Below are 16,873 nucleotides of genomic sequence, written 5' to 3' on the forward strand. Positions count from 1 at the left end.
TAAATATAAGAAAAGCCAAACAAAAATTACTTCTGCTGTAACGGGCGAGCGACGTTTTCACGCCGACAGTGGTTCTCGAAAAACAACGCTCATGTTTTTTAATCCGTTTGAGAAATCATACCGAATTACGGGGTAGCTATTCATGATTCTTCAAACCACACCATTCGGCGATAAACAACGCCAGAACCCGCGTTGTTTCTTTCATGCTGGCCAAATCAGTACGCTCGCGAGGAGAATGGCTGTCATGCCCTCGCCCACCATAGCAAAGTGCGGGAATGTCATAATAGAGATTGTATTGGCGCGTGTCGCTGGTGGCCGTCATGCTGAAGCTTTCGAGATTTGAACCGAAGACCGCGAAATGGCTACGCGCAAGGACTGCCTCTGCTTCGCTTCCGGGTTCGAAAACGTGGCCATCTGCCTGGAAACCGATCCAGCTTAGTGTCGGCACGCGTTCGGTAGAAAGCCGAGCGGCACAATCCCTGACACACTCGGCGATACGCTCACGCACTTGAGACAATGGATGTCCTGGCAGGACGGAAAGTCTGCATTCGATCTCACACCACGACGGGACAGATCCCAGCCAATCGCCTCCCTGAATTTTTCCGAGACTGAATTTGACCGGATTTTCGATGTGGTTGAACCATGGATGCGATTTTGCTTCTTCATTGATGCGTTGCGTCAGCAATTCCAGAGCCTGAACATATTCATACGCTGCAAGAATTGCGTTGGACGTTCGGTCGAAATTCAAGACATGGCCGGGTTTTCCAAGCACACGCAGCCGAAACCAGACGGAACCCAATTCAGCACGGATCAATCTGTTGTCGAGCGATTCCGGAATAAAAACGGCATCGGCCCGGTAGCCTCGTTCCAGTGTTGCCAATGCACCGTTACCAGTGCACTCTTCCTCACTTACCGTTTGCACCAAAACCTTACCAGCTGGCACGTATCCAATGCGCTTTAGCGCGTCCAGGGCGAACACGATTTCCGCAACGCCCACCTTCATGTCGTTTGCGCCGCGCGCCCACATAAATCCATTTTCGATACGCGGCTCGAACGGGGGACGCTCCCACAATTCATCAGCTCCTGGCGGAACAACATCAATATGCCCCTGAAGAATGAGGCTGCGGCCCGGTAAAGCGCTGTCATCGACTGTGGCAACGACTTGAATGGCTTTGGTGTAGTCAACGTCCACGACGGGCGAAAAGCCGGGCTTTCCTTCAATGTTCACGTCCGCAATGGCAAACCTGTCCACTATCCACCTGCGCGCAGAAAATTCCTGCGCCAGCCAGTCCTGACAGGCAGCCTCGTTCCCGCGCACGGAATCGAAAGAGACAAGTTTCGACAACCATTGAACCTGGTCGTCAAAGCTCTTTTCAATTGCATCTTCCAGTAAGCCGTTAAGATTTGACGGGTTCATTGCTACCTCCCGAATGGGTTGAAGGGCACACTGTTGCATACGGCCTCCTCAATCATAATATCAACGGTCCATCCAGTCGACAAATAAAATACATTAATTTTGCTGCTAGAGCTTTGATCGCATATTTCTTGTCGACAAATGGTATTTACGTGTTAACAATTGTTTAGAGGGACCAAACTCGTTTTGGTTACCGGGGACGACAGATACAAATCTTGTGTGCATTTCTAAGGCTATGCCATGGACAAGCCATATGACGACGAAAAAATATGGCGGTTAGCCGCAGGTCCGCAGGCTGCGGCGTCGGTTTTTTCCTATCTCCGAGACGGCTTACAGACCGACATTGGCTGCGGTTTGATGACGGCGTCTGTGTATGATCTGCAACAGATGCGATCGCGTCGTGTCTTTTCTGAAAATCAAATCGCCTACCCGGTTGGGAACTTCAAGCGTCTCGATAAAAACCTGTATTTCGAAGAGGTCATCGTCAAAAAACAGCACTTTTCCTCCACGACGATCGAGGAAATTGCGGTCGTCTTTTTTGATTGGGAAAAAATCCGTGACCTGGGGTTCGAGTCCAATCTCAACATCCCCGCGATTGCCGATGATCAGGTCATCGGATCTGTCAATCTGCTGGCGAAAAAAGGCCATTATACGCGCGCTGTCGTCGAAAAAGCCTTGCGTTGGCAACCCGTCGTCACGCTGGCGTTCCTGCTTCTGAACACGCAAGGTCAGGAGTTTGCGACGTTCGATCCGTCAGCGGATGTAGAATTCAAAGCTGAGACCGAAGGCGGATAATCGCCTCGCCTGCAGCATGAAAACCAACGAGAGCCGCAAAGGCCGGACTGACCTTTCAGAGCAGTATGGAGCTTAAAATGAAACTGGGAATCCTGACCGCCGCCGCGCTTGCCATTGGCTCATCTTTCATGTCCATGCCTGTGCATGCGCAGGACACGCCTTTTAAAATTGCGTTTCTCGCTGCATCCAGCCAGAACGGTTTTAATCAGGCGATTTACTCCGGAATCCAAAAGGCGGCCAAAGCCTATCCAAACGTGACCACGGAAATATTCGACGGCAAATTTTCCGCACCAACGCAATTCAGCCAGGTCGAGGATTTGACGGCGTCGAAACGTTTCGATGCCATCATTCTGTCACCCAATGACACCGTCGGCATCGCAACGGCTTTGGAAGACGCGACAGCGGCTGGCATCAAAGTGGCAACGACATTGTTTCCAGTCGGTCCGGATTTGAAAAACATGCAGCCGCAGATCAAGGATTTGACGACGACTGTCGCCAGCGATCCATCGATTGGTGCCAAAGCACAAGCGGAAAAGATTGTCGAATATTGCGCAAGCAAAGACCCCTGCCGGGTCGTCGTCATGATGGGCCAGTTGATCTACCCCTTCGACAACCTTCGCAATGACAGCTTCAAGGAGGTCCTTGGTCAGCACAAGAACATCAAGATTGTAGCGACAGGCGAAGGGAATTACAGCCCGGACACCTCGCTCAAAGCGATGCAGGACATCCTACAGGCAAACCCGGAGATTGACGCTGTGCTTTCCAATGCGGATCAACACCTTTTGGGTGTCGAGATCGCTCTGGAGGATGCGGGAATTGATCCCTCCTCGATCTACCTGATTGGCGGGGGCCTCAATCAGATCACCATCGACAAAATCCGTGAAGGCAAATTCAAAGCCTCGCTCGCGAATTTTCCAGAATCAATGGGCTCTGCTGCGCTCGACGCAATCGTCAAATCTTTGAAGGGCGAACAGGTTCCCGTGTGGATCGATGAATCCAAGCTGCGCGATATCCCGATGATCGTAGACAAGCCATGGCTGGACGCACATCCGGATTTCAAGGCCGAATGGCCGGGCTGAGTTGGCACAAAACAAAGACTTAAGTGCTGTTTCTCGTTTCAAATTGCATAAGAGAGTAGAGCCATGGGTGAGCGCGAACTCGCCGTTCGGGTAGAGGCCGTCGCCAAGAGCTTCGGCGGAACGCGTATTCTCAACGACATCAATATCGATTTCCGCGCAGGCGAGGTCCATGCCCTTGTGGGTGAAAATGGCGCGGGAAAATCGAGCGTCGGGAAAATCATCGGTGGCTATTACTCTGCCGATGAAGGTGATGTTTTCGTGTTCGGCGAAAAAATGAGTCGCTATTCACCGCGCGAAGCTCTGTTGCGCGGCATAGCGATGATCCATCAGGAACTTCAACTCGTGCCAGAGTTGACTGTCACGCAAAATGTCTTTCTGGGACAGGAAAGCAATCGCGCCGGTCTCCTGGTCAAAGGCGATCTGGCACGTTTTGCCGATCTCGAAAAATCATGCGATTTCGGGCTGAACCCGAATGCCAAGGTCGCTGATCTGCGGATCGCAGATCGCCAGAAAGTGGAAATCATGCGCGCGATTGCCCGCGATGCCCGCGTGATCATCATGGATGAGCCGACGTCCTCATTGACCGAAGACGAAGCGCAAAGACTTCACGCCTTGATCGCGAAACTAAAAAACCGTGGTGTTGCGATTATTTATGTCAGCCATTTTCTCGATCACATCCTCGCCAATTGCGATCGCGTCACAATCATGCGCGACGGAAATGTGGTGCGGTCATCCGAAATCAGCTCGGAAAACAAGCAAAGCCTCGTAGAAGCCGTGCTGGGCAAGGCATCGGAGATCATTTGGCCGACTTTGCCAAAAGCGCCTGAGATCGCAACAACGCCCGCTGTGGAATTACGCAATATCTATACAAGTACAGGGCTGCACGACATCTCGATCAAAATTCGACCGGGCGAGATCGTCGGCCTGATCGGGTTGGTTGGTTCTGGCAGGACAGAAGTCGCACGCGCCATGTTCGGCGCCGATGACATAGCGGCTGGAGAATATTTCATCGGCGAGAGGCCGCAACGCCATCTGACCGTGCGCAAAGCGATCCAGCAGGGTGTAGCGCTTGTACCGGAAGATCGCAGAAAGCAAGGGCTCGTCCTCACGCAGAACACCCGAACCAACATCAGCCTGGGAACGCTTGATGCCATCGACCGACTAGGCTTTTTGCGGGGCAGGCTGGAACGGGAGCGCACATCGGACATGATCCGCCACTTCGGCATCGTGCCTGCCGCGGTCGATGGTGACGTGGCCTTTTACTCGGGGGGTAACCAGCAAAAGGTTCTCTTGTCAAAATGGGCGATTGCGAGACCGAAAATCCTCATCCTAGATGAGCCGAGCCGTGGGGTCGATATTGGCGCGCGCCAGCGCATTCACGAGTTCATCGTTGAGATGGCGCGCTCGGGGACGGCGGTCCTGCTGATTTCGTCGGAATTGGAAGAGGTCATCAACCTGTCTCATCGCGGTTACCTGATGAGTGAAGGGCGCATATTTGCCGAAGAAGATTGTCACAACCTCAGCGTTGAAAAGGCCCTGAAGTCTATCTTCAACGTCCAAAGCCAAAAACAAACACACTTTGAGGAAGTTCGATGAACGATGCCCGCATCGCCACCGCAAGACCGGACGGCCGTACCTTCAGCCTGACGACCGTGTTACGCCAGTACGGGGTTCTCATCATTATCGGCTTGCTGCTCATTCTTCTGACATTCGCCTCCGACAGCTTTCTGACACCGCGCAATCTTTTGAACATCATCAATCAAAGCGCGCCCTTGATGATCATCGCCTGCGCCTTGACGCTCGTCATCATCGGCGGAGGGTTCGATCTCTCCACCGGCGCTATTTTCGGTGTGGCGGCCGTCTCAGCGGGCTGGATCGCGACGAATATCGATCCTTATCTGGGTCTGATCGCGGGGCCAGTCATCGGCCTTGTCCTCGGCATCTTGAACGGCTTGATTATTACGACGTTCAACGTCCATTCCTTTCTCGTCACACTGGCAACCAGCCTTGTCTATCGCGGTATCGCCATCCTCATCACTGGTGGATCACTGATCCCGGTTCGTATCGACCAATTTTCCTGGCTGGGACGCGGGCGCATCGGGATGGTGAATATCGCCATCATCGTGCTCGTCATCTTCATAGCGATAATGATGATCCTTCTCAATCGAACAACCTTTGGCAGGCGCGTCTTTGCTGTCGGTGGCAACGAGGAGGCCGCGATCTTATCGGGTATCCGCACCAATCTCGTAAAAACCGCGACATTTGCCATCAGTGGCGCGGCAGCCGGTCTTGCGGGCATCATCACAGTCTCGCGACTTTCCATGGCCGAACCGCAGGCAGGTGCCGGGTTTGAACTGGAGGCCATCGCTGCCGTCATACTCGGCGGCACGGCAATCACCGGTGGAGCGGGTGCGATATGGCGCTCCGTGGCTGGTGTTCTGCTGATGGCCCTGATCGGAAACGGCTTCAACATTCTCAACGTCAATCCCTTCTTCAAGGATTTGACGACCGGCGTGATCATCGTGATCGCGGTTGCTCTGGCAGCCAACAGGTCACGACGCTGATGAACGCTCGATATCGCACGCTTCCATTTCATCCGGTTTGACCGGACGCATGAAAGTTCATGAAAGGCATTCGATGACTGAAAAGATCATTCGCGTTTCGACAGATGTCGGAGGGACGTTTACCGACCTGGTCTATTTCGAGACCGATCCCGTGACCAAAATCCAAACTGTTCGAACGGAAAAATCCGATACGACCCCACCTGATTTCGAGCGAGGTGTCTTGAATGTTCTCGAGAAGGCGCAGGTCGACATAAGGTCCGTCAACTTTTTTGCGCATGGGACAACGGTCGTCATCAATGCATTGACGGAGCGCAAAGGTGCCAAGGTGGGATTGATTACCACACAAGGCTTTCGCGATGCGCTTGAGATCGGTCGTGGCAATCGCCCGGACTTTTTCAATCTCATGTACCGCAAGCCAACACCGTTCGTACCGCGACATCTGCGGCTCGAAGTGCCGGGGCGAATGAGCTATCGTGGTCAGGAGACAGCCCCGCTCGATCTCACCGGCCTTGACGACATCATCGCTACTTTCAGGACAGAAGGTGTGGATGCTGTCGCGATCTGCCTGCTTCACGCATATGCAAACCCGCAGCATGAGACAGCCGTTTTGGAGGCGCTTCGCGCTCGGTGGCCTGAGATTTCAGCTGTCGCCTCCCATCAGATTACCCGTGAATGGCGCGAATACGAACGCACGAACACCACGGTCCTATCTGCCTACGTTCAGCCAAAGGCAGAGCGTTATCTGGACAAACTGGAAAGCGGCCTGAAAGAAAGTGGTTTTCAGGGCAATCTCTTCATCATGCAGTCGAACTGCGGCGTCGATTCTGTCGGAGCGGTGAAGGCAGTGCCGATCACCATGGTCGAAAGTGGTCCCGCCTCCGGTTTCTGGGGGGCTGCAGAACTTGGACGCATCATTGGTGAGCCGAATGTCCTCGCTCTTGATATTGGCGGCACCACCGCCAAATGTTCGCTGATCGAAAACGGACAGGTCAAGATCAAGACCGATTACTGGATTGAAAGAAGCCGGAAGTCGGCCGGCTATCCCATCATGGTTCCCGTCGTCGATCTCGTTGAAATCGGCAATGGTGGCGGGTCGATTTCCTGGGTCGATGATTTTGGCAAACTGCATGTCGGACCACAGTCGGCAGGCGCATCGCCGGGTCCAGCAGCCTACGGCCGGGGCGGCACTCACGCCACGACGACCGACGCCAATCTTGTCCTCGGGCGTATCAATAAAGATTATTTCTGCGGCGGGTCCATGGTTGCTGACATCCCTGCGCTGGACAATGCAATGGCTGCGTTGGCAGACAAATTGGGAACGGCAGCGGTAGAAGCTGCGCGTGGCATCGTGCGGATCGCCAATTCGAACATGGTCAATGCTTTGAAGCTCGTGTCGGTCAATCGCGGCTTTGATCCCCGAGATTTTACGCTGGTGGCTTTCGGCGGTGGTGGGGCCATGCACGCAGTCGCGCTCGGACAGGAACTCAACGTCAGAAAAGTCGTGATCCCGCGTGGTGCAGCGGTGTTTTCTGCCTGGGGCATGATGATGAGCGATCTGCGTCGCGACTATTTCGTCACGCATCTCATAGACGAAACGGAACACCAGTCCCTGAGCGACCTGCTGTCGAAGACGATGGAACTGGCGAGATCGGAATTTCTACGAGAAGGCGTCAGCGCCGATACGATCACAATGCTCCCGTTGGTGCGCTGCCGCTACCAGAACCAGGAGTTTGCCGTCGAGGTTCCTGTTCCCGCTGGCACGATCGGGCCTGACGAAATGGCTCGCATGACTGCGGATTTTCATGATGTCTACGAGCGAGAGTACACCTACCGGCTGGACGCAGGCGTAGAGATTATCGGCCTGCATCTTATTGCATCAAGCGAGGTTGGAAAGCTTGAACTCGTCAAGTTGCCCAAAAGCGGTGCGGATGTTTCCTCGGCGATAAAGGGCCGTCGATCGGTAGACTACGCAACCGAGGGCGCCCATGACGCCACGATTTACGACGCAACGAAGCTGGAGCCTGGGATGCGCTTCCACGGTCCCGCTATCATCGAGGACCCTGGTATGACTATCGTCGTGCATCCGGGCAATGCGGTTTTCGTGGATGACTTCGGCAATACCCATATCGATATTCGGAACGAACAATGACCCAGATGAAACCAAGCGAATTCGACCCCGTCACCTTCAACATTATCCAGAATGCGATAGAAGCCGTCGCGGATGAAATGTTCGTGGCGCAACGCAAGACATCGATGAGCGCCATCATTTATGAAGTGCTGGATCTTTCCTCGGGCGTCCTCGACAAGCACGGCCAGGTGGCAGCCTCCGGTGCAGGTATTCCTGCCTTTATCGGCGTCCTCGACAAGGCCATCGCGGGTATTTTAAAAAAGTTCAAGTTGGAGGAAATCAAGCCCGGTGATGTCTTCGCTTCAAATGACCCTTATTATGGCGGTGTCACGCATCTGAACGATATGGTGCTTGCCCTGCCAGTCTTTCACGCCGGGCAGTTGGTGGCATGGGTAGCCAATATTGCCCACTGGAACGATGTTGGTGGCAATGTGCCGGGCTCCATGTCATCGGAAGCCACCGAAATCTTTCAGGAAGGCATTCGTATTCCGGCGGTCAAACTGTTTGACGAAGGCCGCGCCAATCAGGCCGTCTTCGACATACTATACGTGAACACACGGTTGCCTGATTTCCTGCGCGGTGATCTGTGGGCGGGGATTGCAGGCCTTCGGATCGGCGAACGACGCATTCTTGAGCTGGTGGCCAAATACGGTCAGGACACATTCGAGGCAGCGGTGGCGGATTTCATGGATTTCGGCGAGCGCCGCGCACGCACAGCCCTCAAGGCCATAAGCAAAGGCATATACAGCTTCAAGGAAGAGCAAGATACTGGCGCAATCCACAAGGTCATACTGACGATAACCGACGATGAATTCATCGTTGATCTCCGGGACAACCCGCTACAAAAAGGATCGTCGAACTCAAGCCGGGAAGGCACCGAGATTGCGATCCAGCTTGCTTTCAAGTCGTTTACCGACCCAGAGGCGCCCGGCAATGGTGGCTTTTTCCGTCCCCTCAAAGTGCTGACAACGCCCGGCACCGTCTTTCATGTCGAGGAACCCGGCGCGCTCGGCTACTACTCCGAGGTTGAAATTCGACTTTTCGACATGGTCTTAAGAGCGCTGGCAGAGCACTTCCCGGGTAGCGTTCCAGCCGGAAATTTTGCCTCGATCTGCGGCACCGTTGTCGGAGGACCACATCCGCTCACCGGTCGCCACTACACGATCGTGGAACCTCAGGTCGGTGGCTGGGGCGCGTGGGAAGGCACGGACGGTCCCAGTGGACAATTTTCCGGTTTCCACGGAGAGACTTTCAATTGCCCCGCTGAAGTCGCGGAAGCGCGATACGGTTTGAGTGTCGATCAGGCAAGACTCAATGCAGAGCCGGGCGGCGAGGGTCAATGGCGCGGTGGAAAGGGCATCGACGTGCACTACCGCGTTCTAGCCGATAATAATTTCCTCTCAGTCGGCTACACGCGGTCACGAATTCCGCCGTGGGGTGTGGCTGGCGGTCATGACGGATCAACGAACTATGTCGAGGTTTTGCGCAAGGATGGGTCGAAAGAGCGTTACGCTTTTGCCACCAATGTTTCCGTCAACAAAAACGATGTCATCCGGGTCGTTACCGCAAACGGTGGCGGATACGGCGACCCCAAAAAACGCGATAGGCAGGCAATCGCCGATGATATCAAAGGGGGATATTTGACCAGTGAGCGAGCTGAGCAAGTCTACGGCTTTTAAGGATATGGCTGGACAGTGCGTCGCACTTATGAAGGTTTTGCAACAAAACTGAAAAACGGCTGACAAAAACTGTAGCTACACTGACATCATCAAGGACTAAAGACTGCGGCAACCACAGCCGGTCGTGCTTTGAGGCATTCTCCGGAAAATTACGTTACCGGAGTTTCGTCTTGAAAATCGTCCAGATCACCGACACCCATCTCAGCCCTAACAAACAGCATTTCAACGACAACTGGGAACCGCTCGTCCGCTGGATCGAGAGGGAAAAACCCGATCTGGTGGTGCACACGGGTGATCTCAGCATCGATGGCGCAGATTATGAGGAAGACCTCGCCTTTTCCATGGACATGATGCGACAACTGTCGATGCCGGTGCTGATCGTTCCAGGAAATCACGATGTCGGGCATTTTCATGGTTCCGCCCAGCCGGTCAATGCCGAACGCCTAGAGCGCTGGCACCGCCTCGTCGGCCCGGATTACTGGGTGGAAGACACGGACACCTGGCGGATCATCGGTCTCAACAGCCTGTTGATCGGACTGGGTGGTCCGGAAGAGGAAGCGCAGGAACGCTGGTTGGAAGAAATGCTTGAGGGCCGCGATGGTCGCCGGGTCGCGATCTTCACCCACAAACCTCTTTTCGTCGATGATGCCAACGAGCCGGAAGCCGGGTACTGGAGCGCACCGTTCGAGCCGCGCATGCGCCTTCTTGAGATGATCGCCAGACATGACGTGGCCCTGTTCGGGTCGGGTCATCTGCACTGGAGCTGGATAGGCCGCCATGAAAACACCAGCCTGGTCTGGGCGCCGCCCTCCTCTTTCATTCTGGGCGAGATGGAACGCGAAATGCCGGGTGCCCGTATCATCGGTGCTGCCATTCACCATCTTGGTGAGACGGTTGAGAGCCAGTTGGTGTCCGTCGAAGGGCTGAAGCCCTATTATCTCGATGATGTCTTGGCCGAAGTCTATCCCTCCGCCGTGAAGAAGGAAGCCGCGGAATGAGCGTACTTTCTCTCTCCAATATTACGAAGTCGTTCGGCGCCAACCATATTCTCAAAGGTGTCAGCCTCGAGGCTGAGCCCGGCGAGTTCATTGCGCTCGTCGGCCCTTCCGGCTGTGGCAAGAGCACGCTTTTGCGCATCGTCGCAGGACTGGAACATGCCGATAGCGGCGAGATCAGTCTTGCCGGAAAGACCCTGTCGAACCTGACGGCTGCGGATCGCAACATAGCCATGGTGTTTCAGTCCTACGCGCTCTATCCGCATCTGACGGCTGGCCAGAATGTCGCCGTGCCGCTTGCCATGCGTCGCCTCACCGCAACGCAGCGTCTGCCGATCATCGGCAATCTCATGCCCGGTCAGAAAGCCATCCGCCAAGGCATTCTCACAGAAGTCAAGGCGATGGCTGCGTCTCTAAAGATCGGGCATCTGCTGGATCGCAAGCCCGGCCAAATGTCGGGCGGCCAACGACAGCGTGTGGCGCTTGCCCGTGCCATGGTCCGCCAGCCGGCATTGTTTCTGATGGATGAGCCACTCTCCAACCTCGATGCCAACCTGCGTGTGCATGCACGCGGAGAAATCGTAGAGTTGCACCGCAAGTCCGGTGTTCCCGCCCTCTACGTAACGCACGACCAGTCCGAAGCCCTGTCTATGGCAAGCCGCGTGGCGGTGATGATCGGCGGCAGGCTTTTGCAGCTTGCCACCCCGCAGGTGATCTACGAGGACCCGTCGCATATCGAGGTTGCACGGTTCATCGGCCAGCCACGCATCAATCTTCTGCCCACCAAGGCAACGGCAAATGGCATGGTGCAGTTTGGTGGCATCACCATCGCCGCATCCAGCCTGTCGCATGGCGATGATGTGACCGTCGGTATTCGCCCGGAATTTGTGACACTGGCATCGCAGTCCAGAGACACGATGGCAGCGACCGTTGAACGCCTCGAATTCCTCGGCTCGGAAGTCATTCTCTTTGCGCGGCTCAACGGCATGGGCGAGACGGTGGTCGTGAAGCTCACGCCATCTGACGCAGCCGATCTTGGCACCGGCAAGCCGGTCCATCTGGCAATCCAGCCGGAAAAGGCCATGCTGTTCGGCGCGGATGGCGAGCGCATCATGACGCAAGTCTCCATCGTCGGCGCGCCGGAGTTACTTCATGGCTGAGCTCACCGCATCCATCTTCACCGCCTCTGCACCCACGCAGCAACAGATTGCTGCCCGGCGCGAAAGTCGCACGGCATGGCTGCTGGCCGCCCCGGCCATCACATTGATGATGCTGTTCATCATCATCCCTACGCTGGCCGTGATCGTGCTGGGCTTTACAGATTTCGAACTCGGTTATTCCGGTTTCCGCTTTGTCGGCTTCGAGAACTACGCCGAACTCTTCAGCGACCGCACTTTCCGCAAGTCGCTGTGGAACACGGTTGTCTACACCGCCATCGTCACGCCCTTCTCCATCTTCATAGGCCTTGGCATTGCCATGCTGATTGAGGCCGAACCGCGGGCGAAGGCGTTTTTCCGCACCGTCTACTTCCTGCCCGTCGCCTCCCTTTTGGTGGCCATGGCAACGGTCTGGCAATATATGCTGCACCCGAGCATCGGCCCGGTGAACATGATGCTGGCCTTCTTCGGAATCGCGGGTCCCAATTGGCTCGGTTCCTCCAGCACGGTTTTGCCAAGCCTTGCCATCATCGGCATCTGGCAATCGGTCGGGTTCAACATGGTGCTGTTTCTGGCTGGCCTCACCGCCATCCCGCGCGATCTCTATGCGGCAGCAGAAATGGACGGCGTGCGCTCCGGTTTTGAACGTTTTCTTCTCGTCACATGGCCGATGCTGGGGCCGACCACCCTGTTCGTCGTCACGATCAGCATCATCAACTCGGTCAAGGTGTTCGAAACCGTCAAGGCCCTGACCGAGGGTGGACCGAACAAGGCATCCGAAGTGCTGCTGTTCACCATCTATCAGGAAGGGTTCGTCTATCTGCGCGTCGGTTATGCCTCCGCCATGACGGTAATCTTCCTCGCCATTCTGGTGGTCTTGATGTTCCTCCAGTACCGCGTTCTTGACCGCAAGGTGCATTACTCATGACGCAGTCCGCCATTCTCCCTTCCTCCATGACACTGGGCCGCGTGATTCGCCTGTCCATTCTAACAATTGGCGCACTTGTCTTTCTGTCGCCCTACATCTTCATGATTTCGACGGCAGGCAAAGCGCAGAGCGAAATCTTTTCCTCGTCCCTGTCCCTCATTCCGCAGACGTGGAGCTATATGGCCAACTTCACCAAGGCCATGACACGGGTGTCCATGCCGAGCTTGTTGTTGAACGGCGCCATCGTTTGTGCACTGATCCTGTTCATTCAGGTCGTCGTCGCGGTTCCCTGCGCCTATGCCATGGCTAAGCTGAAATTCAAGGCGGCCCGCGTCTTGATGATCATGGTCATGCTGGGACTTCTGGTACCGATCCACGCTACGGCATTGCCGCTCTACGTCGCCTTTGATCGCATGTCGGTGCTCAACAGTTATATGGCGCTGGTCGCTCCATTCTCGATCTCGGTCTTTGCGATCTTCCTTTTCCTGCAGTTCTTTCGCGCCATGCCCGATGATCTCATCCATGCAGCCCGTCTGGATGGCATGAGTGAGGCGGGCATCGTCGCCCGTGTCATCCTGCCCAATGCTTGGCCCGCGGTTACGGCCTTTGCGATTTTCTCGGTCGTGGCCCATTGGAACGATCTTTTCTGGCCACTGATCGTCGTGACCAACCAAACCTATGCGACACCGCCGCTCGGCCTTCTCTACTTCAGAGCTGCGGAAGCCGGAGACGACTACGGCGCGCTGATGGCGGCAACTCTCATCATCACCCTTCCTCTCGTCATCGCCTTTCTGGCTGCCCAGAAACGCTTCGTCGAAGGCATCACCATGACCGGTCTCAAAGGCTGAGCCGGACAGCATAAACACAACCTATATTCACCAATGGAGAACGTGCCATGAACCTCATCAGACACGCATTGACGGCGCTTGCCGTATCAGCTGCCTTCGCCGCCATTCCTGCCCAGGCAGAAACGGTGCTCACCGTGCATTACCCCATGCCTGGCTTCTTCAAGGATGTGATGGACAACATCTCCAAGAAGTTCATGGAAGAGAACCCGGAGATCAAAATCCAGTTCGCCAATCCTTCCGCGACTTACGAAGAAGGCATCCAGACCATCATGCGCCAGGCCGGAACGGCCGAAATGCCGGACCTGACCTTCATCGGTCTCAACCGCCTGCGCATGGTCAGTGAGCGTGACATTCCCGTCGATCTCGGACCACTCGTCAAAGCCGATGGCAACATGGCCGAACAGGGCTTTTCGGACAACATTCTGGAGCTCGCCCAGGTGGACGGCAAGCAGGTTGGCCTCGCCTTCGCAACCTCCAATCCGATCATGTATTACAATGCCGATCTGGTTCGCAAAGCCGGTGGCAACCCCGATGTTCCGCCAAAGACATGGGACGAAGTGATCGCGCTCGGCGGCAAGATCAAGGCGCTCGGCGATGGCAATGAAGGCATCGACTTCCGCTGGCAGGGTGACGACTGGATGTTCTCCGCACTGCTGTTCGGCGCTGGCGGCACCATGCTGAATGCGGACGAAACGAAGGTTACCTTCAACGGCGAAGCAGGCCAGAAGGCAGTTGCTGTTCTGGACAAGATGGTGAAGGAAGGCGGCTTGCCCGTCTTGACCAAGCAGGCTGGTGAGCAGGCCTTTGCCGCTGGCAAAATCGGATTTGCGTTCCAGACAACCGGTGCACTGCGCAACACCATCAAGAATGTCGGCGACAAGTTTGATCTGCGCACTGCGCAAATTCCGCTGATCGACCCTGAAAATGGCAAGCTGCCAACCGGCGGAAACGCCGTCGTTATCCTCACGAAGGATGCCGAAAAACAGAAGGCCGCTTGGACATTCGCCAAGTTTGCTGCCGGTCCGTACGGCGCATCCGTTGTCGTTCCCGGCACCGGCTACGTTCCAAACAATGAGCTGGCCGCGAAGTCCCCGGAATATCTCGGCAACTTCTACAAGGAAAATCAGCTGTTCCAGGCCGGACTTTCGCAGATGTCACGCATGGTGCCTTGGTACGCTTTCCCAGGAACCAACGGCGTGAAGGTGACCCAGACCATCGTTGAAAACCTGTCGCGCATCGTTGAACAGAACGCCAAGCCCGACGAAGCTTTGAACGACGCTGCCGATGAAGTGAAAAAGCTTCTGCCGCGCAGATCTTGAAAGCACCAAACAGAAACGCAGGGAGGCGGCTTTGGCCGCCTCTTTTTATATTTCCTGAAATCAGTCATAGCATGTCAATTTGCGGCCAGAGATGGGAAGATTAAGCGACCGTTGCTCCCGCAAACAACTGATGTCCCACGCGCAGATGCCTTGGTGCTGCGGCATTCTCGGCAATGTCCAGCAACAGCGCAGCCGCTGCCGTTCCCATATCTGCGTCCGGCATTCTGATGGTGGTCAGAGGCCGGTCGAGCAACCGTCCGATCGAAATGCCATCGAAACCGCAAACCGAGATATGATCCGGCACCGAAAGTCCGTGTCGTCTCAACGCACCGATGACGCCCAGCGCCAGAAGATCGTTGGAAGCGATAATGGCACTCGGCCTGATATTCTCCACCACATCCAGCAGATCGAGGTTTTCGTATCCGTCGAGAAAGTCGATCTGCAACGCTTCGAGCGGTCTCAGACCCTTATCGGCCAGCGCCTGGCAATGCCCCTCGTAGCGCAGTCGAGCGCGATCCGATGAGATAAAATGGCCGGAGACGAATAGGATATGGTGGTGCCCCTTCCCCAACAAGAATTGGGTCAACTCGTAACTGGCCTGAAAATTATCGACAGTCACCGCCGCCTGAAACCGCGGCATTGGCAGATTGTTGAGAAGAACGGTGGGAGGCAATGCCGCTGACAGGACGTCGCTGCAACGCGGATCGCAGAGCGTCAGGATCAAGCCAGTCGGATGCTCCTCAAGCAGCGAGGCTACAGCCGAAGCCTCGCTGGACGGCTCATAATTGGACTGCGCAATCAGCACATTTTGCCCTGCGGCCTGCAATCGACGCTGTATTCCCGCAAGCGATGCGGCAAACACCGGATTGGATATGCTCGGCACAAGGACACCCACGACCGGCCTTGACCGACGACCATCTCCAGCTCTGTTTTTGACGTGCCTGTAACCCATTTCCGCCGCGGCACGACGCACCTTACGCACCATTTCGGCACTCACCGGTCCGGTTCTGTTCAGCACACGGCTCGCAGTGCTGACCGAGCATCCCGCACGAAAAGCGACCTGCTCAAGCGTGATCATCGAGCTTATCTTCGGTAGTCAAAATGATGCCCTGTCGTTGCAACAACTGCAGGAGACGTTGCCACAATATTCAATCTTTTGCTAAAGAAAACAGGTAAGCGGGTTCTGAATATTTAAGAGTCGATGCCGGCAACGAGGCTCACTGGGCGGTGAAGCCACCATCAATCGGCAAGCTGACACCGGTGATCATCGCCGCACCGTCGCCAAGCAGAAAGACGATGGGCGAAGCGATATCTTCTTCGCTGGCCCATCGGCGCAAGGGCATCTGCGCGAGGAAGGGCTCACCTATTTCCGGGCGTCCCCAATAGAATGCCGACATCTCCGTCATGACGACGGTGGGGTTCACGCTGTTGACGCGGATATTGTATTTGCCGAGCTCCAGTGCCGAAACGCGCGTGATGCTGTCTAATGCAGCCTTTGATGCTGCGTAGGAAATATGGCCGCTCAATGCGACGAGAGCTGCTTGGCTGGAGACGTTAACGATTGAGCCTCCCTTACCAGACTTTACCATCGTCTGCGAAGCATATTTGGTGACCAACAGGGCGCCGCGGGTGTTCACAGATATGACCTTGTCGAACACCGAGATGTCGGTGTCCATTGGCGTCGCAATCTCTCCACCGAAGCCACCGCAATTCACGACACCCCACAGATCAAGCCCATCAAGCGCATCACGAATGCTGGCTTCATCGCTCAAATCAAAAGCGAGAACCGCGCATCCGGTCTCGGAACCGAGCTTCGACAGCTTCTCCTGATCGCGACCGCCCGCAATGACGATGGCGCCCGCCTCTATAAGTTTGCGAACCGTTGCGGCGCCAATGCCGCCGCTGGCACCGGTGACGAGGACTGTTTTACCTTCCAGATTGTGCATGACAATTCCCTTTGTCGTTGT

At 55.5% G+C, this 16,873-nt stretch carries 14 protein-coding genes; 11 read left to right on the forward strand and 3 right to left on the reverse strand.

What is annotated here, in order from left to right:
* Nucleotides 1–136: 136 nt before the first annotated feature.
* Complete coding sequence (locus RRU01S_RS17085) at nt 137–1,417, reverse strand: ArgE/DapE family deacylase (RefSeq protein WP_045231510.1); 1,281 nt, start codon at nt 1,415–1,417, stop codon at nt 137–139.
* A 237-nt stretch (nt 1,418–1,654) separates the two neighbouring features.
* On the opposite strand from RRU01S_RS17085, the gene RRU01S_RS17090 reads away from it, so the two are divergent.
* The 11 genes from RRU01S_RS17090 (at nt 1,655) to RRU01S_RS17140 (ending at nt 14,906) form a co-directional block, all read left to right on the forward strand.
* A complete protein-coding gene (locus RRU01S_RS17090; protein ID WP_045231511.1) occupies nt 1,655–2,209 on the forward strand; it encodes a hypothetical protein in 555 nt (184 codons plus the stop codon).
* 77 nt (nt 2,210–2,286) lie between these two features.
* Complete coding sequence (locus RRU01S_RS17095; RefSeq protein ID WP_045231512.1) at nt 2,287–3,288, forward strand: sugar ABC transporter substrate-binding protein; 1,002 nt, start codon at nt 2,287–2,289, stop codon at nt 3,286–3,288.
* Between the two features lie 63 nt (nt 3,289–3,351).
* Nucleotides 3,352–4,884 (forward strand): sugar ABC transporter ATP-binding protein, encoded by a 1,533-nt coding sequence (locus RRU01S_RS17100; protein ID WP_045231513.1) that lies wholly within the window; start codon nt 3,352–3,354, stop codon nt 4,882–4,884.
* On the forward strand, nt 4,881–5,852 hold the full coding sequence (locus RRU01S_RS17105; protein ID WP_045231514.1) for an ABC transporter permease: 972 nt from the start codon (nt 4,881–4,883) through the stop codon (nt 5,850–5,852). Before RRU01S_RS17100 ends, RRU01S_RS17105 begins: the two co-directional genes overlap by 4 nt.
* A gap of 73 nt (nt 5,853–5,925) precedes the next feature.
* Nucleotides 5,926–8,001: a hydantoinase/oxoprolinase family protein gene (locus RRU01S_RS17110; protein ID WP_045231649.1), complete on the forward strand. Its 2,076-nt coding sequence runs from the start codon at nt 5,926–5,928 to the stop codon at nt 7,999–8,001.
* The gene (locus tag RRU01S_RS17115; protein ID WP_234791286.1) at nt 7,998–9,659 is read left to right on the forward strand and encodes a hydantoinase B/oxoprolinase family protein; all 1,662 of its coding nucleotides are present in this window, start codon (nt 7,998–8,000) and stop codon (nt 9,657–9,659) included. Before RRU01S_RS17110 ends, RRU01S_RS17115 begins: the two co-directional genes overlap by 4 nt.
* A 170-nt stretch (nt 9,660–9,829) precedes the next feature.
* The gene (locus tag RRU01S_RS17120) at nt 9,830–10,657 is read left to right on the forward strand and encodes a metallophosphoesterase family protein (protein WP_045231515.1); all 828 of its coding nucleotides are present in this window, start codon (nt 9,830–9,832) and stop codon (nt 10,655–10,657) included.
* On the forward strand, nt 10,654–11,814 hold the full coding sequence (locus RRU01S_RS17125) for an ABC transporter ATP-binding protein (protein WP_045231516.1): 1,161 nt from the start codon (nt 10,654–10,656) through the stop codon (nt 11,812–11,814). Before RRU01S_RS17120 ends, RRU01S_RS17125 begins: the two co-directional genes overlap by 4 nt.
* Nucleotides 11,807–12,739: a carbohydrate ABC transporter permease gene (locus RRU01S_RS17130; RefSeq protein ID WP_045231517.1), complete on the forward strand. Its 933-nt coding sequence runs from the start codon at nt 11,807–11,809 to the stop codon at nt 12,737–12,739. Before RRU01S_RS17125 ends, RRU01S_RS17130 begins: the two co-directional genes overlap by 8 nt.
* A complete protein-coding gene (locus RRU01S_RS17135) occupies nt 12,736–13,587 on the forward strand; it encodes a carbohydrate ABC transporter permease (protein WP_045231518.1) in 852 nt (283 codons plus the stop codon). Before RRU01S_RS17130 ends, RRU01S_RS17135 begins: the two co-directional genes overlap by 4 nt.
* Nucleotides 13,588–13,634: 47 nt before the next feature.
* A complete protein-coding gene (locus tag RRU01S_RS17140) occupies nt 13,635–14,906 on the forward strand; it encodes an ABC transporter substrate-binding protein (RefSeq protein WP_045231519.1) in 1,272 nt (423 codons plus the stop codon).
* A 100-nt stretch (nt 14,907–15,006) separates the two neighbouring features.
* On the opposite strand, the gene RRU01S_RS17145 is transcribed toward RRU01S_RS17140, so the two are convergent.
* Both RRU01S_RS17145 and RRU01S_RS17150 read right to left on the reverse strand, forming a co-directional pair.
* Complete coding sequence (locus tag RRU01S_RS17145) at nt 15,007–15,984, reverse strand: substrate-binding domain-containing protein (protein WP_045231520.1); 978 nt, start codon at nt 15,982–15,984, stop codon at nt 15,007–15,009.
* Nucleotides 15,985–16,123: 139 nt separating this feature from the next.
* Nucleotides 16,124–16,852, reverse strand: coding sequence for an SDR family oxidoreductase (locus RRU01S_RS17150; protein ID WP_045231521.1), 729 nt, complete (start codon nt 16,850–16,852; stop codon nt 16,124–16,126).
* Nucleotides 16,853–16,873: the final 21 nt, after the last annotated feature.

Origin of the sequence: Agrobacterium rubi TR3 = NBRC 13261 (assembly GCF_000739935.1) — a bacterium.
Lineage (GTDB): Bacteria > Pseudomonadota > Alphaproteobacteria > Rhizobiales > Rhizobiaceae > Agrobacterium > Agrobacterium rubi.

Excerpts from the sequence above, each read along its gene's own strand:
- RRU01S_RS17125 (WP_045231516.1), top strand. The coding sequence starts at position 10,654 with ATGAGCGTACTTTCTCTCTCCAATATTACGAAGTCGTTCGGCGCCAAC.
- RRU01S_RS17095 (WP_045231512.1), top strand. The coding sequence starts at position 2,287 with ATGAAACTGGGAATCCTGACCGCCGCCGCGCTTGCCATTGGCTCATCT.
- RRU01S_RS17085 (WP_045231510.1), bottom strand. The coding sequence starts at position 1,417 with ATGAACCCGTCAAATCTTAACGGCTTACTGGAAGATGCAATTGAAAAG.
- RRU01S_RS17090 (WP_045231511.1), top strand. The coding sequence starts at position 1,655 with ATGGACAAGCCATATGACGACGAAAAAATATGGCGGTTAGCCGCAGGT.
- RRU01S_RS17110 (WP_045231649.1), top strand. The coding sequence starts at position 5,926 with ATGACTGAAAAGATCATTCGCGTTTCGACAGATGTCGGAGGGACGTTT.
- RRU01S_RS17130 (WP_045231517.1), top strand. The coding sequence starts at position 11,807 with ATGGCTGAGCTCACCGCATCCATCTTCACCGCCTCTGCACCCACGCAG.
- RRU01S_RS17115 (WP_234791286.1), top strand. The coding sequence starts at position 7,998 with ATGACCCAGATGAAACCAAGCGAATTCGACCCCGTCACCTTCAACATT.
- RRU01S_RS17100 (WP_045231513.1), top strand. The coding sequence starts at position 3,352 with ATGGGTGAGCGCGAACTCGCCGTTCGGGTAGAGGCCGTCGCCAAGAGC.
- RRU01S_RS17135 (WP_045231518.1), top strand. The coding sequence starts at position 12,736 with ATGACGCAGTCCGCCATTCTCCCTTCCTCCATGACACTGGGCCGCGTG.
- RRU01S_RS17140 (WP_045231519.1), top strand. The coding sequence starts at position 13,635 with ATGAACCTCATCAGACACGCATTGACGGCGCTTGCCGTATCAGCTGCC.
- RRU01S_RS17150 (WP_045231521.1), bottom strand. The coding sequence starts at position 16,852 with ATGCACAATCTGGAAGGTAAAACAGTCCTCGTCACCGGTGCCAGCGGC.
- RRU01S_RS17105 (WP_045231514.1), top strand. The coding sequence starts at position 4,881 with ATGAACGATGCCCGCATCGCCACCGCAAGACCGGACGGCCGTACCTTC.
- RRU01S_RS17145 (WP_045231520.1), bottom strand. The coding sequence starts at position 15,984 with ATGATCACGCTTGAGCAGGTCGCTTTTCGTGCGGGATGCTCGGTCAGC.